A 21,809-nucleotide genomic window follows, 5' to 3' on the forward strand; every position below is an offset into this window, starting at 1 on the left:
GAGCGCATGTTGCCCTTTCCCGGTGAACGCATCTATTGGCTCGACCATACCGAGGCACCGCCCGAACCGTCCACTGCGGCCATCCCGCGGCGCGTGGATGTCGTTGTGGTGGGTGGCGGCTTCACCGGGCTCTCATGCGCCCTCCACCTCGCGCGGTCCGGGCGCACTGTTGTATTGTTCGAAGCGGAGAGCATCGGCCACGGCGCATCGTCCCGCAACGGCGGGATGGTCGGCCCGGGCCTGCACAAGCTCGGGATCACCGGCCTTGTCTCGACCTACGGAGAAACGAAGGCGACGGCCATCCTTCGCGAGGGATTGCTTGCGCTCGACTACTTGGAAGAGCTCGTCCGCAGCGAGCGGATCGACTGCGACCTTGCCCTGACTGGGCGCTTCCGGGGCGCGCGGACGCCCGCGCATTACGAGGCTTCGGCCCGCGAATGCGACTGGCTTGCCAAGCATGTCGGCCTGCCCACCCATGCCGTGCCGAAATCCGAACAACGCACCGAGATCGGCAGCGATTTCTATTGTGGCGGCACGGTTTACGAGCGCGACGGCGGCGTGAACCCGCGCAAGCTGGTGCTGGGACTCGCGGCCCGGGCGCGCGACGCGGGCGTCGCGATCCACAACAACTGTGCCGTTACGAGGTTGCAACCTGCCGCCACAGGCACCGAGGTTCAGACCGACCGCGGCACACTTACCGCAGGCGCGGTCGTGCTCGCGACGAACGGTTACTCGGATGGGCGGTCCCGCGCCCTCAACCGCCGGATCGTCCCCATCGAAACCGGCGCATCCGCCATCGGACCCCTCTCTCCCGGGCTGATGGCGGAGCTTACACCCAAGGCCCGCGTGCATGGCGAGACAGGGCGCGTCTTCATGTGGTATCGACCCACCCCCGACGGGCGTTCCTTCATCTTCGGCGGCCGGTTCGGCGCGGGCGGCATGCCGCTGGCCAAGCGTCAATGGGCGTTCCGCCGCGCGATCACGCGCGTTTTCCCGCAACTGCACGACGCCCCGTTTTCGCATGTCTGGTCAGGCAACATCGCCTATACCACCGACCATTCCCCGCATCTGGGCCACCACGACGGTGTCTGGTTGGCAGGCGGCTACTGCGGCTCGGGCGTGACGCGCAGCGTCTATTTCGGAGCCAAGCTCGCACGCCGCATCCTCGGCCAATCCGACGCGGAAACCGCCTTCGACGACCTGCCCTTCGCCCCGATCACCCTGCGGCCCCTCGCGCCGATGGGGGCGGCCATGCTTGCACGCTGGTACCAGATGCAGGATGCTCGCGATCTCAGGAAACGTGACAGGCAGACGGAGTGACGCGATGAGCTTCGACACGGTGATCCACGACGGGACAATCGTCACCGCCAGCGGCAGTTTCGAGGGCGATATCGGCATTTCCGACAGTCGCATCGCAGCTCTGGCCGAAAGAATCGAGGGTGGCACCCGGCGGATCGACGCGGGCGGCCGGCTCGTCATGCCCGGCGGGATCGAGGCACATGCCCATATCGCGCAGGAAAGCTCGGCCGGGATCATGACCGCCGACGACTACCGCTCGGGCTCGATCTCGGCAGCGTTCGGCGGCAACACGTCCTTCGTGCCCTTCGCGGCCCAGCATCGCGGACAGAGCATCGAGGACGTGCTCGCCACCTATGACGCGCGCTCGAAATCCTCGGTCATCGACTACTCCTACCACCTCATCGTCTCGGACCCCTCGGACGAGGTGCTCACGCGCGGCCTTCCTGCCGCTTTCGCGCGCGGGATCACCTCGCTCAAGGTCTTCATGACCTACGACCTGATGAACATCGGCGACGCGGGCATGCTGTCGATCCTCGACGTGGCGCGCGAGAATGGCGCATTGACCATGGTGCATGCCGAGAACAACGATATGGTCAAATGGATGAACGCGCGCCTTGCCGATCGCGGGATGACGGCGCCGAAGTACCACGCAATCTCGCGCCCCGAACTGGCCGAGGAGGAGGCGATCAATCGCGCAATCTCCCTCGCCCGGCTCGCCGACGCGCCGCTCTTCATCGTGCATGTCTCGACAGAAGGGGGCGCCGCCCTTGTCCAGAAGGCGCGCCTCGGGGGCGCGAAGCTCTTTGCCGAGACCTGTCCGCAATACCTCGCTCTCACGCGCGACGATCTCGACCGGCCCGGAATGGAAGGCGCGAAATACATATGTTCGCCTCCCGTGCGGGATCATGAGACGCAAGAGGCGCTCTGGCGCCACATCCGCGCAGGCACCTTCGACAGCGTCAGCTCAGACCACGCGCCCTACCGCTTCGACGACACCGGCAAGCTGGTTCACGGGACCGAACCGCCCTATCCCAAGATCGCCAACGGCATGCCCGGCATCTCTGCGCGTCTGCCGTGGCTTTTCTCCGAAGGCGTCATCAAGGGACGGATCACGCCCGAACAGTTCGCGGCGCTCTCCTCCACCAACGCGGCGCGCATCTTCGGCATGTCGCGCAAGGGCCGGCTCGCACCGGGAATGGACGCCGACATCGCGATCTGGAACCCCGAAACACGACGCAAGATGACGCTCGAGGATCAGCACGACAACATGGATTACACGCCCTTCGAGGGCATGGACCTGACCGGCGCGCCCGAGATCGTCATGACCCGCGGAGAAGTAGTCGTCGAACATGGCAAACTTCGCGCTACAGAGGGTCAGGGCCGCTTTGTCGCGCGAGATCGCGTAGACCTGTCGGGCGTGCCGGGTATCCCCGTCAAGGAAACCGCGCTGATGCACGCCGAGGCCGGACGATGACAGGCCCCATACTCTTCATCAATCCCAACTCCTCGCGCAAGGTGACGGACGGCATCGCCGACGCACTCGCACCTCTTCGTCTTTCGAACGGGCCCGGCTTCGAGGCCGCGCAGATCGACGACGGCCCGGCCACGATCGCCAGCGCCGAGGACGTGGCGCGCGCGTCCGTCGATGTGCTCGAGATGGCCCGCTCGCGACCCGACTGCACGGCCTTCGTCACCGCGTGTTTCTCCGATCCCGGTCTCGACCTTCTGCGCACGACCCTGCCGCAACCGTCATTCGGCCTCATGGAATGCGGCATCTTCACCGCCATGGCGCGCGCCGACCTCTTCGGGATCGTGGCACTCGGTCCCGGCTCGGTCGCACGTCACCGGCTGCGAATCCGCGCGATGGGCGTCGAGGGACGGCTTGCCGGAGAGCTTGCCCTCGACAACGTCTCGGCAGAAGCGACCGGCCATGACGACACGGTCTTCGAAGCGACGCTCGAACTGGGCAAACGGCTCAAGGCGCTCGGCGCAGGTGCGCTCGTACTGGGTTGTGCCGGCTTCGCCCCCCGCCGCGCCGCCCTCGAGGAGAAACTGGGCATCGCCGTCATCGACCCCGTGCAGGCGGCCGGCGCGATGGCTCTGGGGGCCGTTCTGAAAAGCTGAAGCGCGCCCCGTCGGGATCGCCTTTCGCGTGCTCCCATGCGCAGGAAGCCGCGCCACGACCTTCGTTTTCTCTTGCCAAACCGCGCCGCAGCCGCAACCTTTCATCCATGACATTCCAGACGCATACGCCATTCTCCGAAACGGGCGGCGAGGCGCAGGTCGCCTTTCATCGGACCGAACTCGCGGTGATCCTGTCGCTCTATGGCCGCATGGTCGCAGCAGGTGAATGGCGTGATTACGGGATCTCCTGCCTTCGCGACATGGCGGTATTCTCGGTCTTTCGCCGCACGGCGGAACATCCGCTCTATCGCATCGAAAAACGTCCCAAATTGCGCAACCGGCAGGGTCAATATGCTGTCGTCGGTATGGATGGCCAGATCCTCAAGCGCGGCCATGATCTCAAATCGGTATTGCGCGTGCTGGAACGCAAGCTCATCCGGGCCGTCGAATGACCATCGTGAATTCGGAACAGGCAGAGTACTGGCAGTCCGAAGCCGGGCGCAAATGGATCACGTATCAGGCCGCGTTCGACACTCTTCTGTCAGGCGCCCTCGAAGCATGTGTCGAGGTCGCACGCCCCGAGCCCGGCGAAACGGTGCTGGATGTGGGGTGCGGAACGGGGGCCAGCACGCTTGCTTTGGCGTCCAAGGTTGGGCCTCAAGGCCACGTCACCGGCCTCGACATCTCTTCGCTGCTTCTTGATCACGCCCGATCACGCTCGGATGCGCCAAACGTGGAATTCGTTCAGGCTGATGCGCAGGTGCATACACCGCGCCGCTCCTTCGACCTTCTCTTTTCGCGCTTCGGCGTCATGTTCTTCGAAGATCCTGTTGCGGCCTTCGCGAACCTGCGCGACGCGATAAAGCCGGGCGGACGTCTTGCGATGATCTGCTGGCAGGGCATGCCGGACAATCCGTGGTTCCAGATCCCCTTCGCAGCGGCGGTCGAGCGACTGGGCCGCCCCTCGCCCCTGCCGGAAAACGCGCCGGGCCCGACGGCCTTCAAGGATGTGGAGAGGGTCACCGGCATTCTGACCGAGGCCGGCTGGGCCGACGCGCGCGGCGCCAGAACCGAGGTCGATCTCATCCCGCCTCAGGAGCTCTCCGATGCGGCCGATTTCGCCGCCACCATCGGCCCGGCGTCGCGCACGTTGAGTGAGAAAAACGGCACCGAAGCAGATCGTGCCGCCATTGTCGAGGCCATCATGCGGGCGTTCGAAGATTACCGGACGCCCGCCGGTCTCCGCGTTCCCGGCCGTTTCGTGATCTACACCGCCAGGAAGGGTTGATCGCTCAACTGCCGGTCAGTTGACCGGCGATCACGCAAAGGATCTCGTACATCACCGAGACCCCGAGAAACGCGGTGCCGCCTGACGGGTCGAACGGCGGAGAGACCTCGACCATATCGGCTCCCACGATGTTGACGCCCTTCAACTCACGACAGACCTGCAACGCCTGGTAAGAATTCGGCCCTCCGACCTCGGGCGTGCCGGTTCCGGGCGCGAAGGTGGGATCGACGAAGTCGATATCGTAGCTGACATAGGTGTCTCCATCGCCCGCGATCTCGCGCGCCTCGGCCATCACGTCCTCGACACCGCGCCTGTGAAACTCCTCGATCAGAATCAGGCGAATACCCTCCGCCTTGGCGAAATCGCGATCCTCCTCGTCATACATCGTCCCGCGAATGCCGATCTGGACCACGCGTTTCGGGTCAAGAAGCCCCTCCTCTACCGCGCGTCGGAACGGCGTGCCGTGGGTGTACATCGTGCCACCGAAGTAACTGTGGAAAAGGTCGGTGTGACTGTCGAAATGGATCATCCCGACGGGCGCCTTCCTTGCCACCGCGCGCAGAACCGGGAGCGAGGTCAGGTGATCGCCCCCCGCTGTCAGCGGAAGGATGCCCGCCTTTACCACCTCGTCATAGAAGGCCGTAATGCGGTCCATGCTGTCGTTGATGTCGGCCGGGTTGGGACCCACGTCGCCCAGATCGGCGCAATTGACGGTCTCGAACGGTCTCACGCTACTCACGGCGTGTTGCGCACGCATCATCGTCGACGCATCGCGAAGCTGCCTTGGACCGTGGCGCGGGCCGGGCCGGTTGGTCGTCCCGCTGTCCCACGGGACGCCGATCAGGCCGACCTGAACGTCCTTCCACCTCTCATGTCCCTGCGGCACATGAGGCAGCCGCATGAAGGTCGGCACCCCGGCAAAGCGCGGCAGGTCGAACCCCGACACCGGATGGAAAAACTCGTCGTTCATCTGCTCACTCCCATTCTCTTTCTCGATGTAATCCCGCCCTCGCCCTGACCGTGGATGCGCCCGATCGCATCTTTCAGCGGCTCATATGCAACGGCCATGTGATGTGCGTTTGCATGCAGCAGCGTATCGTGATCCGCGATCCATCCCACATGCCCTTTCCAGAACACGAGGTCGCCGCGCCGCAGCTCCGCATCCTCGGGCAGCGTAGTCCCCAGGACCGCCTCCTGCATGTCGCTATCTCCCGGACACGCGAGCCCACAAGCGAGGCACGCGATCTGCACCAGTCCCGAACAGTCAATCCCGAAAGCAGAGTTGCCACCCCACAGGTAGGGCGTCCCGATCAGCCGTGCGGCCACTGCAACCGGGTCGGTTTCGACGTCGTCCGCCGGACGAAGATGAGAGGCAGGCACGTAGAGATCTGTCGCTCTCGCGCCCCGCTCCCAGGCCACGCGCATCCAGCCGTTCTCTTCTCCGAGCGCGACCAGCCCCGCTCCAAACGGCAAGGCCGTCACGCGCCCCATGGTCTTCAGCCCCGGTGTCGTCTTGCCATAGCTTCTGGCGACGGCGACGCGATGGGTCGGGCGCTCATCCGGTCCCGACCGGAACGCCGCCTCCTCGACCCATCCGCAATACCCGTCCCGGTCCGCATAGCCGAAGACATGACCCGCACGTGCATCAAGCACCGTGAACGCCTCGCCCCGCAACATCTGGCGCTCCCTTGTCCCAGCGGGCGCATCACAGATATCGGCTACGATCGCCGCGACCCTCTGCATCTCACCGTCGACGAAGGTCTCTGCCGGGACCTGCCCGCGCAGCGACACATGCGCCACCCGGCCATTGAAAGGAGTGATGCGCGCGTCGCTCAAAGCTTCAACATCTCCGGCAACGCGCCCAACAAAGCGCGCGCGCCCATGCCGACGCCCCCCTTGGGCCGGGCCGGGGCCGCGTTCGGGTTCCAGCCGTAGATGTCGAAATGCATGTAGCGGACATCCCCCGAGAACCGGCGCAGGAACAGCGCGGCCGTAATCGCGCCGGCAAAACCGCCCTTGGGCGCATTATCGAGATCCGCGATCCCCGGCTCGATCATCGTCTCGTAAGGTGCATGGAACGGCAACCGCCATACCGGGTCGGCCACGTCCCGCGCCGCGCGGTCCAACGCATCCGCGTCCTCCTCCACATCGGTGAAATATGGGGCGAGGTCGGGACCCACCGCAACCCGCGCCGCCCCGGTCAGTGTCGCCATCGACACCATGAGATCAGGCGCGTCCTCCGCCCCGAGCGCCAGCGCATCGGCAAGGACGAGACGCCCCTCGGCATCCGTGTTGTTGATCTCGACGGTAAGCCCCTTGCGGGACTTGAAAATGTCCCCCGGTCGAAACGCGTTGCCGGCCACCGCGTTCTCGACCGCCGGGATGAGAACCCGAAGCCGCAGAGGCAGGCCAAGACCCATGATCATCCGGGCAAGACCAAGCATTGTCGCCGCGCCGCCCATATCCTTCTTCATCAGGCTCATCGAGGAGCCGGGCTTGAGATTGAGTCCCCCGGTATCGAAACAGACACCCTTACCCACGAGGCAGAGAAGCGGCCCTTCTTTCCCCCACCTCAGGTCGAGAAGGCGTGGCGTTTTCTCTGCGGCCCGACCGACCGTGTGGATCAGAGGGAAATTCGCTTCCAGCAATTCATCGCCGACGGTCACGGAGAGATGAGCGCCATGGGCCACGGCCAGGTCTCGCGTCGCCGCCTCGAGCGCGTCCGGCCCCATATCCTCCGCAGGTGTGTTGATCAGGTCGCGAGTCAGCGCCTCACCGGCGGCGATGGTCTCCAGCCGCGCGGCGTTCACACCTTCCGGGCAGACGAGCCGCGCCTTCGCGGGTTTCTGCTCGGCATAGCGATCGAACGTGTAGGCCGAGAGGAGCCAACCGAGCGCCTCTTCTTCCAGCCTGTCTTCCGGCAGGCCGATCAGGCGATACACGCCCTCGGGCAAGCCGGTCGCGACTTGGGCAAGATGAAACCGCCCCCTCGCGCGGGCCTTGGCATCACCATAACCTGCAAGAGCCATCGCGACGCCGCCATTCTCGTCCGGGATCAGCAGGCTCGATCCCAGACCGGCCTTGAAAGCCGACGCACGCACCCAGGCGGAAACCCGGGGGGCCTGATCGGCGCACCATGCATCAAGCGCGTCGCTTTCCATCACGTGGAGAGGAGTCGCCCGTGGATCGTCCAAGGCAAAGGTCAGGGTCATGTGCGTGCCTTTCGATGGGCAACCGGCAAACTCGGGTGCCGCTGACACCCTAAACGCCCGCTCCCCGACCGCAAGCCCCGGCGCTCAAAGCGTCACATCCTGCAAATCCCAGACCTCGCTCAGTGAACGTTCGCCGATTCGAACGAGGCGCATCACCGTGGCCGCCTGCGCGTTCGCATCGCCGCTGTCGACACAGACCGTCACGTCGCGCGCCACCTCCGCCAGCGTGTTCAACCCGATCTGATCGGCGATCGCGATCAGGCCGCGCGCCGATTTGCGCATCTCCGCAAGACGGCCCTCACGCCAGGCGCGCTCGGTCTGCGCCAATCGCAAAGCCAGCTCCTCGAGCGCACGACAAACCACATCCTCGGCGCCCGCCTCGCCCAATTGTTCATAGAGTTTTTCAAGCTGGCCGGAATCGAGGCGCACAGCCTCATCCTGCTTGAGCATCGTCACCTGTTCCACGTCTCTCACCCATTTTCGGTCCACCCCCAGAAGATATCGGCACCCTAATGATGCGATCTTCCCAAAAGGTTTCGCGGCGCAGGGATTATCTCTCGAATTCTCGTGGAATTCCGTCTAATGACACATCACTATCCGCACGCCACCAAGCAGCGAGGTCCAAATGAAAAACGCGCGCCCCCTGCCCTCCTATCTTGTCCAGCGCTATCATGGCTGGAAGGCAACGAGCTATGCAGAGAACCAGAGCTGGTATCGCCGCCTTGCCGAAGAAGGACAGCATCCGCGCGCGATGATCATTTCCTGCTGCGACAGTCGCGTGCAGGTCACCTCGATCTTCGGTGCCGACCAGGGCGAGTTCTTCATTCATCGCAATATCGCGAACCTTGTCCCACCCTACGAAACCGGCGGTTCACGGCACGGCACCTCGGCGACCATCGAATACGCGGTCACCGCCCTGAAGGTCGCGCATGTCATCGTCATGGGGCATTCGAATTGCGGCGGCGTACAGGGATGCCTCGATATGTGCGAGGGATCCGCACCGGCGCTCGAGAAGAAGTCAAGTTTCGTGGGCCGCTGGATGGACATCCTGCGCCCCTCCTATGAGAAGGTGAAGGACATCCCCGATCCGAACGATCGCGCCCAGGCCCTCGAACACGAAGCCGTGCTGATCTCGCTCAAGAACCTGATGACGTTTCCCTTCGTCGCGTCCGAAGTCGAGGCAGGACGGCTCTCTTTGCATGGCGTCTGGCTGGATATCGGGCCCGGGGGGGTTCTGCACTATATCCCCGAGCACGACAAATTCGTCGCCGTCTGACGAGAGGCTCGAGAGACCACGAAGATGCCGGAAATCCTTGCCCTCGCGGCATCGAACATAATCTCTCCCATCGTCCTGTCCTTCGCCTTGGGACTCGCAGCCGCGCTGGCGCGGTCGGATCTCTCGATCCCCGAGGCCGTGGCGAAGGGCCTCTCGATCTACCTTCTCTTCGCGATCGGCTTCAAGGGCGGGGTGAGTGTAGCCGATCACGGCATTGATGCGCGTCTCGGCCTCTCGCTATTGGCAGGTGTCGCGCTCTCGGCGTTGCTGCCTTTCCTGGCTTTCGCGCTTCTGCGGCTCATGTCCCGGATGAGTGCGCTCGACGCGGCCGCCGTGGCCGGACATTACGGCTCCATCTCGATCGTCACCTTCGTCGCCGCCACCTCGATCCTCGACGGGCGCGGCATCGCCTCCGAAGGCTATATGGTGGCGGTCGCGGCGGCCATGGAAGCACCAGCCATCCTCTCGGCGCTCTGGCTCGTGTCGCGCGGCTCGAACGGGCGGCGCATCGGCGGCGATCTCTGGCGCGAGATCCTGCTGAACGGCTCCATCGTGCTCTTGGTCGGGTCATTTCTTATCGGCTGGGTCACTGGTCCGAAGGGACTGGCGGAAATCGAGGCGTTCATCGTGGCCCCTTTCAAGGGTGTGCTCTGTCTATTCCTACTCGACATGGGGCTCGTGGCCGGACGCGGCATGCGACAGGGGCGTGATGCTCTGGGCTTCGGCGCCATCACCTTCGGTATCCTCATGCCCTGTCTCGGCAGTTTCGCGGGGCTTGCCTGCGCGCTCGTCCTCGGTCTTTCAACTGGCGGCGCCCTGCTTCTGATGACACTGGCAGCCTCGGCCAGCTATATTGCCGTGCCGGCCGCCATGCGCGTCGCCCTTCCCGAAGCGAACCCGTCGATCTATCTCACGCTTTCACTCGGCGTGACCTTCCCCTTCAACCTGACGGTGGGCATCCCGCTCTATCTCGCGCTGGCCCAATCCGCGACAGGAGGCTGAGACCATGCAGACGCATCTTGCCAAACGAGTCGAGATCACCATCGAGACGGTCATGCAATCGCGTCTCACCGCGGCGCTCATCGACGCGGGCGTCACCGGCTACACGATCCTGCCGGTTCTGGGTGGGTCCGGCCGATCGGGTGAGTGGAGCCGTTCCGGTCAGGTGAGCCGGGCAGGCGGGATGGTGCAGGTCATCTGCATCATTCGGCCGGAGCGTCTCGACGAGTTGCTCGATGCAGCATTCGCCGTGGTTGAACGTCATATCGGCGTCGTCTGCGTCACCGACTGCGAAGTGCTGCGCGCCGAAAGGTTCTGAACACCGGGTTTCAATGGAAATCGCGTGATTTCGGGATCACCCTCGCATTGCGTGGATGTCCCTGCGGCCCCTGCGGCACGGCTTTTCTGACCTCGTCGGCCCGCGCCAGTGGCGGCTCCATCATATCGTTCGACAACCGTTCAAGCGCATCGCTGCGATCCTTCAGGTGGTGCGCCACCACGTGAATGACCTCCTCGCTGCGTTGCACCACGCCCTTCACGTCAATGATCCGCGCGCCCATGACGACCTTCCGAAACCCTTCCATCGTCTTGGGCCACACGACAAGGTTCGCCACGCCCGTCTCGTCCTCCAGCGTGATGAAACATACGCCCTTCGCGCTTCCTGGCCGCTGCCGGATGAGAACGATCCCGGCCAGCCGGACGGACTGCCCGTTACGCATGTCCTGCAACATGGCGGCCGAGGCGTATCCTTGCCGTGCCATGCTCTTGCGCAGGAATGACATGGGGTGCGCCTTGAGCGAAAGGCGCGTGGTCTGGTAATCTGCCACCACATGCTCGCAAATCGGCATCTTCGGCAGATCGAAACGCAGCTCTTCCCCCTCATCTCTTTCGGCAAAAAGCGGCAAATCGGGCGCATCGCGCAATGCCCGCGCGTCCCATAATGCCTGACGGCGATCGAGCATCATCGACCGCATCGCATCCGCCGCCGCGAGCTTGCGCACCGTTCCCGCATCGAGGCGCGCACGCATCTTCAGATCCGCCAGGTCGGTGAAAGGCCGTGTCCGCGCTTTCATGATCCGCTCGGCCATCCTGCGCGCCACCCCATCCACCTGCCTCAGTCCGAGCCGCACGGCAAAAACACCGGGGCGCACAGGTTCGAGCGTGCTGTTCCAATCGGAATAGTTCACGTCGATCGGACGCACTTCGACCATATGTTCGCGCGCGTTCCGCACGATCTGCGCGGGCGCATAGAACCCCATCGGCTGCGAATTCAGCAGGGCGGCGCAAAAGACCTCTGGATAATGGCACTTGATCCAGCTCGAAACATAGACCAGGTGCGCGAAACTCGCCGCATGACTTTCGGGAAAACCGTAATAGCCGAAACCCTTGATCTGGTTGAAACATCGCGCGGCGAATTCGGGATCGTAGCCGCGCCTGACCATCCTCCCGGTCATCTTCTCCTCAAGCGTCTCGATCTGTCCTTTCGAGCGGAAGGTCCCCATGGCCTTGCGCAACTGGTTCGCCTCTTCCGAAGAAAACTCCGCCGCGACCATGGCGATCTTCATCGCCTGTTCCTGAAAGATCGGTACACCCATGGTGCGGCCCAGAACCTTGCGCAGCTCATCCGGATCATGCGGCGGGGCGGGGGCGGGATAGTCTTCGGGCTCCGCTCCGCTGCGCCGGCGCAGATAGGGATGCACCATGTCGCCTTGGATCGGCCCGGGACGCACGATCGCCACCTGTATGACCAGGTCGTAGAACTCGCGCGGTTTCAGGCGCGGCAGCATGTTCATCTGCGCGCGGCTTTCCACTTGGAAGACACCGAGGCTGTCGCCCCGGCACAACATGTCATACGTCGCGGTATCGTCATCCGGGATGCCGGCAAGGGTCAATTCCCGGTCGTGATGAACGCGAATGAGATCGAATGCCTTGTGAATGCAGGTCAGCATCCCGAGCGCCAGGATATCCACCTTGAGAATGCGCAGCTCGTCGATATCGTCCTTGTCCCATTCGATGAAGCTCCGCTCCGGCATGGCGCCGTTGCCGATGGGCACGGTGTGGGTCAGTGGCTTCTCCGTCAGGATGAAGCCCCCCACATGCTGCCCAAGATGACGCGGCATCCCGATCATCTGATCGGCTAGCCGGATGGTCCGCGCCATCAGCGGATCGCCAAGATCAATCCCCGCCTGCGCCGCTTCCCGCGCACCCATCTCGCGGCCCCATGAGCCCCAGATGGTCTTGGCCAGCGCGCTGGTGACGTCCTCCGACAGCCCCATGACCTTGCCCACCTCGCGCACGGCCATGCGCGGGCGGTAATGGATCACCGTCGCACAAAGCGCGGCCCGGTCACGACCATACTTGTCGTATATGTGCTGAATTACCTCCTCGCGCCGCTCATGTTCGAAATCGACGTCTATGTCCGGTGGCTCCTTGCGTTCCTCGCTGATGAATCGCTCGAACAGTAGATCGTTCTTCGCCGGGTCCACGGCCGTGATACCCAGAACATAACACACCGCCGAATTGGCTGCCGATCCCCGCCCCTGGCACAGGATCGGCGGATCGCATTCGTACCGCGCGAATTTCACGATCTGCTCGATGGTGAGGAAATACTGTGGGATATCAAGCTTCCGGATGAGATCGAGTTCCTTCCGCAAGGTCTTCTCGAGCTTGGGCGAAAGCCCTTCGGGATAGCGCCGCGCCGCCCCTTTCCAGGTCAATTCCTCGAGATATTCCTGCGGCGAACGTCCGTCGGGCACCGTCTCCCTGGGGTAGTCATAGGCCAGTTCCCTCAGATCGAAATCGCAGGCATCCGCAATGTCACGCGTGGCCTTTATGGCGTGCGGCCACTCGGAGAAAAGCGCCTTCATCTGCGCAGGCGATTTCAGGTGCAATTCGGCATTCGGATTGAGCAGGAAACCCGCCCTGTCGATCGTCGTCTTGTGCAGGATGCAGGTCATCACGTCGAGAAGCGGCCGGCGCTCCGGCACGTGATAGCGCACGTCGTTGGTGGCCATGATCGAAAGCCCATGGCCGCGTGCAAGCCGGTCGAGCCGATTTATCCGCGCCCTGTCATCCCCGCGATAGAGATAGCTTGCGGCGACATGCTTCATCGTCGGCAAGGCGCGCACCAGCCGCGCCAGGTTCGCCGCGAACCGCGTCAGGCTTTCGTCCGGCACGACGACAAGCTGCACGTCCGCGCCATGCCGGGCCAGATCTTCGATCGTGATGTCGCACGCCCCCTTGGCCTGCCACGCACCTTCGGCGTCATGCATCTTGCCCTTGGAAAGAAGTGCGCATAGCCGGCCATAGGCTGCCCGATTGCGTGGATAAGCAAGGAATTCCTCGCCGGTGACAAGCCGTAGACGGCACCCGATCACCGGCCGCATCGCGGCCTTGAGGGCCTCGGCATGAAGCCGCACGACCCCGGCCATGGTGTTGAGATCCGCACAACCCAGCCTGTCGTATCCCAGCGCATGTGCCGTGGTGGTCAAATCGACCGCGTCCGAGGCCCCTCGCAGAAAGGAAAAACACGTCGTCACGCCCAGTTCAACGTACTCGGCAGGCGGGTTCGGGATGAACGCACCTGCCTCTATGGTGCGGCGCGGATGCTGGTGATCGTTTTCAGGCATACCAAAACCGCTCGCTTGCAGATTGCGGGCACCTCCTCATGCAAAGAACCCATGCACGAACCAGTGCGGCTCGCCGCCCCGGCCATCGCCATGCACGCCCTCGCGATAAAGCCAGATGCGCCGCCCGTTCTGATCTTCGATCTTGAAGTAATCCCGCAACCGGGTGCCGGGCCGGTCCTTCCACCATTCCGGCGCGATCCGCTCGGGGCCCGCGTAGCGCACGACACGATGCGTCTGGCGTCGCCAGACGAACTGCGCCGGCGGGCCTTCAGGCACCTCGTAGAGAACCTTCACCTCCTCGGGACGGTCCAGAAGACGGATGGGCCGCTCTTTGGCCACGGGCAAGGCAGCCGTCTCCGGCTCGGCAAGTGCGGGCGCCTGCCTTTCGGCCCGTTCGGGCACGTGGCTTTCGCAAAGCACCGTTCGCGTCACGGCGCGCGCACCGAATTTCGCGGTCAGTCGGTCCACCAGACGGTTGATCTGCACATCTTCGTCCGCTTCGCCATCGAGCCTCTTCTGCACGGTCTGTTCGCGCTCCACCCCTCCCGCTTCCAACGTGATCAGGTCAAAGCCAAAACCGGGATTGATCCGCTCGATCCTGTCGCGGAACAGGCTGGCCAAATGGGCAGGATCGCGCGTACTGACCGAGGTGGCGACCTCCAGGCGGCTCACCTCGCCATCCGTGTGGTAAACGTTAAGATAAAGTCGCCGGCAAACCTCCCCTCGCGCGCCAAGTGTCGTGCAAAGCGCCTCGCACAGCTCGGGGACATGCGGCGCGGGATCGAGAATCGGTTCGGCAAGGCGGCTCTCCACCCTGGGATGCGGCTTGATCTCGACGCTTGCCACCGGCTCGGCCAGTTTTCCCAGTGCCTGATCAAGCCGCATCAGCGGATTGGCCTCAAGCGCCGTCCGGACGAATCGCCGGGCCAGCGAGAGGCGCGGCACCTTCATGAGCGCGCCGATGGTCTTGAGCCCCAACCGTCGCAAGAGCAGGAGAGTCTCGGGCTCGAGACGCAGCCCGTCGACCGGCAGGTTCGCCAGCTTGCGCTCCACTTCTCCTGTTGCGCAAATCGACCGCACCGGCCCAAACCGCGCCAGGGCCCAGGCCGCGCCCCATGTAGGCGCCACGGCCAAGTGCGATGAAAGTCCCAGCAGGGACAATTTTTCTTCCATGTCTCTCAGCATTCCCGCCTCGCCGCCCATCAGGTGATCCGATCCCGTGGTGTCGAGGATCAACCCGTCCTCTCCATCCCGCACCGTCCACGGGCACCAGCGCCGTGCCCAGATCGCCAGCCTGTCCAGCGCCGCCCTGTCGCCACCCGGATCGGCGTATTCGACCTGCAATTCGGCGCACACGGCGCGCATGTCGACGATCCGCGCACCGGGACCGATGCCCATGCCCCGCGCGGTGCGGTTGGCGGCATGGATGACCGGCCCGTGCTGTCCTTCGCGAGCCAGAACCAAGGGCACGTCATCCGGTGGTGCGTCGCCCCTGCGCTCCATATGTCTCTGCCATCTCTCCATCGCGAAATGCGGCAGAGAGATCGAGACGATCCGTCGTCCGGTCATAGCTGGCCACCCATTGCCCCGGTTTCGTCCCCCGCGACCGGAAAAGATCGAGCGACCACCGCGGCGCGCCCGGTGATCTCGCGTCGTGCGGATGCCGAGCCGAAGGCAATGACGCGATCCGCCACCTGTCCCGCGCCGCGCTCAGATCGGGCGAGGCGGCGTGGCGGACAAGCCAACACGGAACCTTCGCCGCTTCCGACCGCATGGCCAGCCGTTTGGTCGCGGTGAAATCCACCTTGGCAGGGTTGCCCCATATCTCTCCGATCACGGCTCCGAGGCCACGACATCGCAAGCCGTCTTCCATCGCCCAGAGCACATCCGTCTCGCGTGTCAATCCGACCATGATGATCGGTCGTTCGACTCCGATCCCCGTCAGGTAGGGTCGCCCCGCTTCCTTGCGCGAAAGCCGGTCCTGAACCCACAGGATAGGCGCGTCGCCCCGCGGAAGGCGCGACAAGACATAACCCACCGCGCCGGCATCCATCGCCGAGGCGGAAAACACCTCCGAAAGCGTCACGCCGAACGGAGTCGGACATGCCCTCTCTTCTGCCAAACGCTTTCCCGATTTGATCAACTTCATCCACGCGACACCGAATCCCGGCACATGTTCACTATTTGTTCTAATCAGTGATCCGGGTTTGTCAAACCTCGCCGTGTCAGTTGCCTTTGATCGTGAAGTCCGGCGTGCCGGCCCATGTCAAGGTCCAGTTCGCTCCCGGACGCACGTTCTGGATGATGCCCGGATCGAAAGCCACGAAACAGCGTCCGCCCTCGTGCCGCACCGAAGGGTAGACCAGCCCGCGATATCCCTCGGCACGCAGATCGGCAGCCAACGCCTGCCCCGCCGGATACCCCACGTTCGGATCGGGATCGAGCGCGGGGTGCACCTCGTCGCGAAGATCAGGAAAATCCCCGATGAAATCGGCCAGAAGCTCCACGTATCGCGCCTCGTGTTCGAACCGGCCTACGAAGTTGAGCTCGCGCGTGCGGTGATATCCTACCTCCTGCGCGCTCGTCAGCATGTCCCACGCACAATACCACGCACCCCGCTCGCCCGTATTGAAACGGTTTCCCGTGGGTCTCGTATAGGTGAAGGCCGCGTTGATATGACTTTGCCCATAAAGCCTCAGGTCACGTGACCGGCGCGCGAAGGCCAGTTCCCTGCGATCGAGCGCCGGACTGCCCTCCCGCTCCGCGACCAGACGCGCGCTCGTTTCGCCCTCAATCTCGGCCAAGACCGCCGCCTCCTCGTCGCTGTCGACCAGCCCGCGCAGAACCGGGGGCTTGTGATGCGTCTCGGAAATAAGTCGGACAAGCGCGCGGTCGTTGAGCGTGGTGACCCTCACGCCCCGCCCCTGAGCGCGTCGACATAAGATCGCACGCGCAGGATCTTGGGCAATCCGCCTGCGATCATCGCATCCACGGGCCGCACCCCGTCGAATTCCGGCCCTGCATTCGCCAGCCGCACCCATTCGCGTGAGAGGGGCGGATCGAAATAAAGCTCAAGCGACTTGTAAAGCCCCACGAGTCCGCTCAGCCGAAGCATCTGGTCCCGCGACAACTGCCCGGCGAATGTCGGCTTCTTCGCGCGTTTCCATGTGGATTCGGTCATATCGGCCAAGGCCGCCGCCTCGCGCAGGGTCAGACCCCACTGCTCGGCGATGCGCCCATACGCCTTGAGCGCCACAGCCTGGCGATCAGGCGCCGCCTGCTCCATCACGAGATGTTCCATGGCTTGCTCCTTACCGTTCAAGCCACAATATAAGACCATATGACCCAATTATCAAGTTCATATGGACAATTTCGAGATTACTCAATCCGGCTGACCTGCACCAGTGCCGTATGCGCGCTGCTCCCTTGCCCCAGGCGCGAGGTTCCCCGGTCGAGCGTCAACACGTTTGGATTGCCCTGTGGATCGGTATTCTCGCCCGGATCGCCAAACCATGCCCCCGTAGGCAGCGCGACGACACCTGGGTGGATATCGTCCGAAACGGACGCCCGCGCGAAACAAGCCCCCCGAGCGTTGTGAAGCCGCACGATTTCCCCATCCGCGATTCCCCGGGCCTCCGCATCCACCGGATGCAGGGTGACACGCTCAGGCCGCGCACCTTCCTCGTCCGCGAGCGCGGCTTCCAACTGACTATGAAGCTTGTCCCCCGGCTGTGGCGAGACAAGATGCAGCGGCGCGCTTTCCTCAGCGGCTCCCAACCACTCCGCCGGAGGCAACCAGACCGGATGACCGGGACAGTCGTCGTAACCGAACCCCGCGACTTTCTCCGAAAATATCTCGACCCGACCCGACGGCGTGGTGAGTGCATGTTCCTCGGGATCCTCGCGAAAGCGGGTCAGGAACGACGGCACGTCCGTTTCCGGCTTGATCGGCAACTGCATCCAGTTCTCTTCGCGCAAGGCATCGAACGCCGGCACATCCACTCCCACATCCGCCGCCTGCTCACGAAACGTCCCGTAGAGATGGCGCAGCCAGCCCTCCACGTCCCGCCCCTCGGTAAACGCTTCTCGCACGCCCAACCGTTCGGCCAGGCCGGCGAAGATGTCGTAATCATTGCGCGCCTCCCCCACCGGCTCGATCAGTCGCGGCATGTAGAACAGGTAATCGTCCAGGTTGGCCCGCCCGATATCCTCGCGCTCGAACGGTGTGGTGGCCGGAAAGACGATATCGGCGCGCTTGGCCGTCGCGGTCCACCACGGCTCATGCACGATGATCGTTTCCGGCCGCAGCCACGCCTCGTGCAGCCGATTGAGGTCCTGATGATGATGGAACGGATTCCCCCCGGCCCAATAGATCAGCCGGATATCAGGATAGGGTGCCCGCCGCCCGTTGAAATCATACGGCATTCCGGGGTTGAGCAGCATATCCGCGATCCGCGCCACGGGAATGACCTCCCCGACCGGGTTCACCCCCTGATCGAGCGCGAGCCCGCTCAGCCGCGTGAAGGACTTGCCGATCCCGCCGATCGCGCCATAGCCATACCCGACCCCGCCGCCCGGCAGGCCAATCTGTCCCAGCATCGCGGCCAACACGGCCGACATCCAGTAGGGCTGCTCCCCGTGCTCGGCCCGTTGCAGCGACCAGGCCACGGTGATGAGCGTACGGGTGGTGGCCATGCGGCGCGCGAGCGCACGAATGTTGTCGGGCGCCACTCCGCATAGCGGCGCGGCCCATTCCGGGCTCTTGGGGGTTTCGTCGCTCTCACCCATCAGGTAGGGCCGGAACCGCTCGAACCCGGTGGTATAGCGCTCCAGGAACGCGTGATCGCTCAGCCCTTCGCTCTCGAGCACATGCGCCAGCGCCAGCATCAACGCGGTGTCGGAAGCGGGCCGAACGGGAATCCACTCGCAGCCCTCGGGAGCATCGGTGCGCTGCGGCCCGATATTGATGCAGCGCATCTTCGGATCGTTCAGAAACCTCTCGAACCAGCCGCCGGTCTCGTGCTCGGTGATGCCACCCATGCTCACCTGCGAATTTTTCGGATTGATTCCCCCGAACATCACAAGCGTCTCGGTATTCTCCGCTATGCTGCGCCAGCTATGCTGCGACCCGTATGTGTATTTGAGGAAGTTCACCCCAAACACATGCGGCATGATCGCCTGTGCACAGCCGGTCGAGTAGCTCCCGAACGACGCCACATAGCCGCCGATACTGTTGAGGAACCGGTGCACCTGGCTTAGCGCGTGGTGAAACCGGCCGGCAGAGGCCCAGCCATAGGATCCGCCGAAAATGGCCTTGTTGCCATGGACCTTGCGGACACGATCCAGTTCCTCCGCCGCGATATCGAGCGCCTCGTCCCACGGTAGCGCGACGAAATCGTCCTGTCCCCGTTGCGCCCGATCCCGGTTTTCCAGCCATCCACGCCGGATCGAAGGCCGCTCGACCCGCGTGCGATGATGCACGGCCTTCGGCAGGATGCGCGAAATCTGCGAAGGGCCGGGATCCCCGGCAAAGGGTCGCGCCCCCACGATCCGGCCGTCGCGCGTCTCAATCTCGACCGCGCCCCAGTGAGTCGAAGTGACGCGCGTTTGGATCGAAGTATCGCTCATGGCCCGTTGTCCTGCTGTCCAGTCGGTTCAACCAGCATTCGGGCAAGAACGGGAGGCAGTCAACACGCGGCGGTCCGCTCTAGACGGCCGGAACCCCTATCACCACAGGATGCGCGGCAACGAGCGCTGCGAATAGGACCACGCCCGCAGCCAGCCGAAAGAGGAACATCGGCAAGGATCTTGGCCGATACAATTTCGGAGCATCGCGAACCGCTTGCCTCAGCCGCGTCCACTTCTCGGTCCCCAATTCGCGACGCTTTCGCCGGTCCACGAGGCGCCCGCCCATCAAGGCGAATCCTCCCAGCACACCGAACAGCAGCACATGCGCCAAATCACCGTTCGGCAATAGATGAAGCCCCGCCCAAAGCGCCAGCGCGACAAGAAGTGGATGACGCACCCACCCGACTATTCCGGGCCTCTCGGGGTCGAACACGCGGCTCTTGGCACCGCCGAAGGAAAAGGGGTTGGGCTGCGCAATCGATAGTCCGAGCAGAAGGCAAACCACCAGCATACCGAGGTGAACGACATGCCTCTGCCACATCATCTGCGGCCAGAGCTCGACATATGGCGCCCTTCCGGCCGCATGTATCAGAAGCGCAAGCATTCCCAGCGACAAGGCCGAATAGGCAAGCATGTAGCCTCGTGCACCCAGCATCGCCGTGCCACGGGCCCGGACGGGCGGACGAAGCGGGATGGAATGGGTAATAAAAAACGCAACGAAGGTCAGTGCGAAGCCCGTCCAGCCCATGTGTCAGCCTTTCTCACGCCGCGTCAGGAGAAGCGGGCCATAAAGCAAGGCGAACCCGCCGAAAGCCGCGATCCAGAGGAATCCCGAAAGCGTCATCAACTCGGGCCAGGCCCCTGCCGCCACGCGCACCAGAACCGCGCCGAAGAGGGCGAGATAGATCAAGACCGTGCCACGTCCGGCCTCGAGCGGTTGCCCACTATGGCCCAGTGTCGCGCGTGTCATGACCGCGAGCGTCATCGCCCCGATGGCGCCTCCCATCCAGAAATGCTGTGCCGCTACCTGGCTCGGCGCGCCGAGAAGAAGCTCCGCGCCCATCACGAGCGCCCCGAGCGGGACGAACGCATAGGCCACGTGCAGCACCCAGACCAGCGGCTCCGCCCCCGTTCGATGGCCCTGCCAGCGCAGCAGCCGCACCAGGTGCAGAACGCCCATCAGGACGAGACCGATCGCGGTCAACCGTTCCATCGGGAGCGCGATCCAGAGCGCAAGCACCGCGAGGCTCAGAATGAGGGTGATCTTGTCGAATCGTTGCATGGGTGGCGCGGGCCGCGCCTCGTCCCCGCGCCGGACCAGCCAGTTGCGCGTGAAGGATGGCAGAATGCGCCCGCCGATCACGGCGATCATCATCACCGCACTCGCCAGCCCCATCCGAAGACCGATGCCGTGTGCCGCGTACTCGCCTCCTGCCGCCTCGACGTGGAAAATCAGGTTCGCAACGGTGAGGACGCCCAGAAGCCCCACGACCATGAGATTGCGCCAGTTCTTCCCCGCTACGATCTCGCGCACGAGAACCGCCGCGAGCGCCAAGGGAAAGGACAGATCCACCGCCACGCTTACCCAAAGGGGCAACAGCCCGCCCACCAGAATAGTGATCCGGCCCGCCACCCAGAGGCAGAAAAGCGCGCCAAGCGGCCAGCCCACGATCGGAAGCCGCCCGGTCCAGTTAGGCACGGCGGTCAGCAGAAAGCCCGCCACGATGGCGCCGAGGTAGCCGAAGAGAAATTCGTGCGCGTGCCACGAAACGGGATCGAACCGCATCGGAAGCTCGAGCAAACCCGAGAGCAGCGCAACCCACAGAAGCATCGCGACAACGGCCCAGACCGCCCCGAAAAGGAAGAACGGGCGGAACCCGAAACCAAGAATGGCCGGCCCGGTCCACGCCCGCATCCGCTCTGCCGACGACATCGTCATGTTTCCTCTCCATTGCGGTCCGCCACATCCATGAGATGCCTGATGTGACGTGCGAAATACCAAGTGGCCGGAACACCGATCACGGCACCCAGCGCGATCGACCAGCCGGCGCTCAGGATGGGTCCCCCCATCCAGCTGAAGATGAGCGAGGCGAAGAAGACGTTGATCGCCGCCGCGCCCGCTCCGAACGGATAGAGCGCGACCGCGATCCGCCTCGCGGACCAGCCGCTTCGGCTCATCGCCGAGTCACCAGCCAATGCACCGCGTAGAGCGCGGCCAGAAGCGCGAGACAGGCGAAGGCAAACCACACCTCCGCCGTGGCGGATTGGGCCTGCGGGATGGGCCGGTCGAATCCGGCGGCATGAAGGGGGGCCGCCGCCGAGACGGCGAGAAGAACAAGGCTGAGAAACCGCAT

Annotated in this window: 22 protein-coding genes; 8 read left to right on the forward strand and 14 right to left on the reverse strand. The window is 64.1% G+C overall.

Features of this window, described 5'->3' with window-relative positions; translation table 11 throughout:
* Positions 1-6 precede the first annotated feature (6 nt).
* From K1T73_RS14120 to K1T73_RS14140, 5 genes are all read left to right on the forward strand, one after another.
* A complete protein-coding gene (locus tag K1T73_RS14120) occupies positions 7-1,320 on the forward strand; it encodes an FAD-binding oxidoreductase (RefSeq protein ID WP_220601315.1) in 1,314 nt (437 codons plus the stop codon).
* A 4-nt stretch (positions 1,321-1,324) separates the two neighbouring features.
* Entirely contained in the window at positions 1,325-2,773 is a 1,449-nt protein-coding gene (gene hydA / locus K1T73_RS14125) for a dihydropyrimidinase (protein ID WP_220601316.1), read from the forward strand.
* A complete protein-coding gene (locus K1T73_RS14130; RefSeq protein ID WP_220601317.1) occupies positions 2,770-3,423 on the forward strand; it encodes an aspartate/glutamate racemase family protein in 654 nt (217 codons plus the stop codon). The genes hydA and K1T73_RS14130 overlap by 4 nt, the downstream gene beginning before the upstream one ends.
* Positions 3,424-3,530: 107 nt before the next feature.
* Positions 3,531-3,875 (forward strand): DUF2794 domain-containing protein, encoded by a 345-nt coding sequence (locus K1T73_RS14135; RefSeq protein ID WP_220601318.1) that lies wholly within the window; start codon positions 3,531-3,533, stop codon positions 3,873-3,875.
* The gene (locus K1T73_RS14140; protein WP_220601319.1) at positions 3,872-4,711 is read left to right on the forward strand and encodes a trans-aconitate 2-methyltransferase; all 840 of its coding nucleotides are present in this window, start codon (positions 3,872-3,874) and stop codon (positions 4,709-4,711) included. The genes K1T73_RS14135 and K1T73_RS14140 overlap by 4 nt, the downstream gene beginning before the upstream one ends.
* A 4-nt stretch (positions 4,712-4,715) precedes the next feature.
* Here K1T73_RS14140 and speB read toward each other — a convergent pair whose 3' ends face one another.
* The 4 genes from speB to K1T73_RS14160 form a co-directional block, all read right to left on the reverse strand.
* On the reverse strand, positions 4,716-5,681 hold the full coding sequence (speB, locus tag K1T73_RS14145) for an agmatinase (RefSeq protein ID WP_220601320.1): 966 nt from the start codon (positions 5,679-5,681) through the stop codon (positions 4,716-4,718).
* Positions 5,678-6,547, reverse strand: coding sequence for an NlpC/P60 family protein (locus K1T73_RS14150; protein WP_259400268.1), 870 nt, complete (start codon positions 6,545-6,547; stop codon positions 5,678-5,680). Before K1T73_RS14150 ends, speB begins: the two co-directional genes overlap by 4 nt.
* Positions 6,544-7,923 (reverse strand): M17 family metallopeptidase, encoded by a 1,380-nt coding sequence (locus tag K1T73_RS14155; protein ID WP_220601321.1) that lies wholly within the window; start codon positions 7,921-7,923, stop codon positions 6,544-6,546. Before K1T73_RS14155 ends, K1T73_RS14150 begins: the two co-directional genes overlap by 4 nt.
* A gap of 84 nt (positions 7,924-8,007) precedes the next feature.
* Entirely contained in the window at positions 8,008-8,373 is a 366-nt protein-coding gene (locus K1T73_RS14160) for a hypothetical protein (RefSeq protein WP_220603757.1), read from the reverse strand.
* A gap of 175 nt (positions 8,374-8,548) precedes the next feature.
* On the opposite strand from K1T73_RS14160, the gene K1T73_RS14165 reads away from it, so the two are divergent.
* From K1T73_RS14165 to K1T73_RS14175, 3 genes are read left to right on the forward strand one after another with little or no spacing between them, the layout of a single operon-like run.
* On the forward strand, positions 8,549-9,199 hold the full coding sequence (locus tag K1T73_RS14165; RefSeq protein WP_220601322.1) for a carbonic anhydrase: 651 nt from the start codon (positions 8,549-8,551) through the stop codon (positions 9,197-9,199).
* A gap of 24 nt (positions 9,200-9,223) precedes the next feature.
* A complete protein-coding gene (locus K1T73_RS14170) occupies positions 9,224-10,201 on the forward strand; it encodes a sodium-dependent bicarbonate transport family permease (RefSeq protein ID WP_220601323.1) in 978 nt (325 codons plus the stop codon).
* A 4-nt stretch (positions 10,202-10,205) separates the two neighbouring features.
* Positions 10,206-10,517: a P-II family nitrogen regulator gene (locus tag K1T73_RS14175; protein ID WP_220601324.1), complete on the forward strand. Its 312-nt coding sequence runs from the start codon at positions 10,206-10,208 to the stop codon at positions 10,515-10,517.
* Between the two features lie 10 nt (positions 10,518-10,527).
* Here the strand turns inward: K1T73_RS14175 and K1T73_RS14180 are convergent, their stop codons facing one another.
* From K1T73_RS14180 to K1T73_RS14225, 10 genes are all read right to left on the reverse strand, one after another.
* Positions 10,528-13,827, reverse strand: a complete 3,300-nt coding sequence (locus K1T73_RS14180) for an error-prone DNA polymerase (protein WP_220601325.1) — start codon at positions 13,825-13,827, stop codon at positions 10,528-10,530.
* A gap of 36 nt (positions 13,828-13,863) precedes the next feature.
* The gene (locus tag K1T73_RS14185; RefSeq protein ID WP_220603758.1) at positions 13,864-15,330 is read right to left on the reverse strand and encodes a DNA polymerase Y family protein; all 1,467 of its coding nucleotides are present in this window, start codon (positions 15,328-15,330) and stop codon (positions 13,864-13,866) included.
* Positions 15,299-15,976 (reverse strand): ImuA family protein, encoded by a 678-nt coding sequence (locus K1T73_RS14190; RefSeq protein ID WP_259400270.1) that lies wholly within the window; start codon positions 15,974-15,976, stop codon positions 15,299-15,301. Before K1T73_RS14190 ends, K1T73_RS14185 begins: the two co-directional genes overlap by 32 nt.
* A 76-nt stretch (positions 15,977-16,052) precedes the next feature.
* Positions 16,053-16,742 carry an RES family NAD+ phosphorylase gene (locus K1T73_RS14195; RefSeq protein WP_220601326.1) on the reverse strand — a complete coding sequence of 230 codons (690 nt, stop codon included), beginning with the start codon at positions 16,740-16,742 and terminating at the stop codon, positions 16,053-16,055.
* Positions 16,739-17,128 (reverse strand): MbcA/ParS/Xre antitoxin family protein, encoded by a 390-nt coding sequence (locus tag K1T73_RS14200; RefSeq protein ID WP_220601327.1) that lies wholly within the window; start codon positions 17,126-17,128, stop codon positions 16,739-16,741. The genes K1T73_RS14195 and K1T73_RS14200 overlap by 4 nt, the downstream gene beginning before the upstream one ends.
* A 77-nt stretch (positions 17,129-17,205) precedes the next feature.
* Entirely contained in the window at positions 17,206-19,455 is a 2,250-nt protein-coding gene (locus tag K1T73_RS14205) for a molybdopterin-dependent oxidoreductase (protein ID WP_220601328.1), read from the reverse strand.
* A gap of 79 nt (positions 19,456-19,534) precedes the next feature.
* Positions 19,535-20,203: an NnrU family protein gene (locus K1T73_RS14210; RefSeq protein WP_220601329.1), complete on the reverse strand. Its 669-nt coding sequence runs from the start codon at positions 20,201-20,203 to the stop codon at positions 19,535-19,537.
* A gap of 3 nt (positions 20,204-20,206) precedes the next feature.
* Complete coding sequence (locus tag K1T73_RS14215; protein WP_220601330.1) at positions 20,207-21,394, reverse strand: NnrS family protein; 1,188 nt, start codon at positions 21,392-21,394, stop codon at positions 20,207-20,209.
* The gene (locus K1T73_RS14220) at positions 21,391-21,633 is read right to left on the reverse strand and encodes an NnrT protein (protein WP_220601331.1); all 243 of its coding nucleotides are present in this window, start codon (positions 21,631-21,633) and stop codon (positions 21,391-21,393) included. The genes K1T73_RS14215 and K1T73_RS14220 overlap by 4 nt, the downstream gene beginning before the upstream one ends.
* A complete protein-coding gene (locus K1T73_RS14225) occupies positions 21,630-21,809 on the reverse strand; it encodes a protein NnrT (protein WP_220601332.1) in 180 nt (59 codons plus the stop codon). The genes K1T73_RS14220 and K1T73_RS14225 overlap by 4 nt, the downstream gene beginning before the upstream one ends.

Source organism: Roseovarius sp. SCSIO 43702 (assembly GCF_019599045.1).
Classification (GTDB): domain Bacteria; phylum Pseudomonadota; class Alphaproteobacteria; order Rhodobacterales; family Rhodobacteraceae; genus Roseovarius.

Excerpts from the sequence above, each read along its gene's own strand:
- K1T73_RS14120 (WP_220601315.1), top strand. The coding sequence starts at position 7 with ATGTTGCCCTTTCCCGGTGAACGCATCTATTGGCTCGACCATACCGAG.
- hydA (WP_220601316.1), top strand. The coding sequence starts at position 1,325 with ATGAGCTTCGACACGGTGATCCACGACGGGACAATCGTCACCGCCAGC.
- K1T73_RS14130 (WP_220601317.1), top strand. The coding sequence starts at position 2,770 with ATGACAGGCCCCATACTCTTCATCAATCCCAACTCCTCGCGCAAGGTG.
- K1T73_RS14135 (WP_220601318.1), top strand. The coding sequence starts at position 3,531 with ATGACATTCCAGACGCATACGCCATTCTCCGAAACGGGCGGCGAGGCG.
- K1T73_RS14140 (WP_220601319.1), top strand. The coding sequence starts at position 3,872 with ATGACCATCGTGAATTCGGAACAGGCAGAGTACTGGCAGTCCGAAGCC.
- speB (WP_220601320.1), bottom strand. The coding sequence starts at position 5,681 with ATGAACGACGAGTTTTTCCATCCGGTGTCGGGGTTCGACCTGCCGCGC.
- K1T73_RS14155 (WP_220601321.1), bottom strand. The coding sequence starts at position 7,923 with ATGACCCTGACCTTTGCCTTGGACGATCCACGGGCGACTCCTCTCCAC.
- K1T73_RS14160 (WP_220603757.1), bottom strand. The coding sequence starts at position 8,373 with ATGCTCAAGCAGGATGAGGCTGTGCGCCTCGATTCCGGCCAGCTTGAA.
- K1T73_RS14165 (WP_220601322.1), top strand. The coding sequence starts at position 8,549 with ATGAAAAACGCGCGCCCCCTGCCCTCCTATCTTGTCCAGCGCTATCAT.
- K1T73_RS14170 (WP_220601323.1), top strand. The coding sequence starts at position 9,224 with ATGCCGGAAATCCTTGCCCTCGCGGCATCGAACATAATCTCTCCCATC.
- K1T73_RS14175 (WP_220601324.1), top strand. The coding sequence starts at position 10,206 with ATGCAGACGCATCTTGCCAAACGAGTCGAGATCACCATCGAGACGGTC.
- K1T73_RS14180 (WP_220601325.1), bottom strand. The coding sequence starts at position 13,827 with ATGCCTGAAAACGATCACCAGCATCCGCGCCGCACCATAGAGGCAGGT.
- K1T73_RS14185 (WP_220603758.1), bottom strand. The coding sequence starts at position 15,330 with ATGGAGCGCAGGGGCGACGCACCACCGGATGACGTGCCCTTGGTTCTG.
- K1T73_RS14190 (WP_259400270.1), bottom strand. The coding sequence starts at position 15,976 with ATGAAGTTGATCAAATCGGGAAAGCGTTTGGCAGAAGAGAGGGCATGT.
- K1T73_RS14200 (WP_220601327.1), bottom strand. The coding sequence starts at position 17,128 with ATGGAACATCTCGTGATGGAGCAGGCGGCGCCTGATCGCCAGGCTGTG.
- K1T73_RS14205 (WP_220601328.1), bottom strand. The coding sequence starts at position 19,455 with ATGAGCGATACTTCGATCCAAACGCGCGTCACTTCGACTCACTGGGGC.
- K1T73_RS14210 (WP_220601329.1), bottom strand. The coding sequence starts at position 20,203 with ATGGGCTGGACGGGCTTCGCACTGACCTTCGTTGCGTTTTTTATTACC.
- K1T73_RS14215 (WP_220601330.1), bottom strand. The coding sequence starts at position 21,394 with ATGACGATGTCGTCGGCAGAGCGGATGCGGGCGTGGACCGGGCCGGCC.
- K1T73_RS14220 (WP_220601331.1), bottom strand. The coding sequence starts at position 21,633 with ATGAGCCGAAGCGGCTGGTCCGCGAGGCGGATCGCGGTCGCGCTCTAT.
- K1T73_RS14225 (WP_220601332.1), bottom strand. The coding sequence starts at position 21,809 with ATGCGGTTTCTCAGCCTTGTTCTTCTCGCCGTCTCGGCGGCGGCCCCC.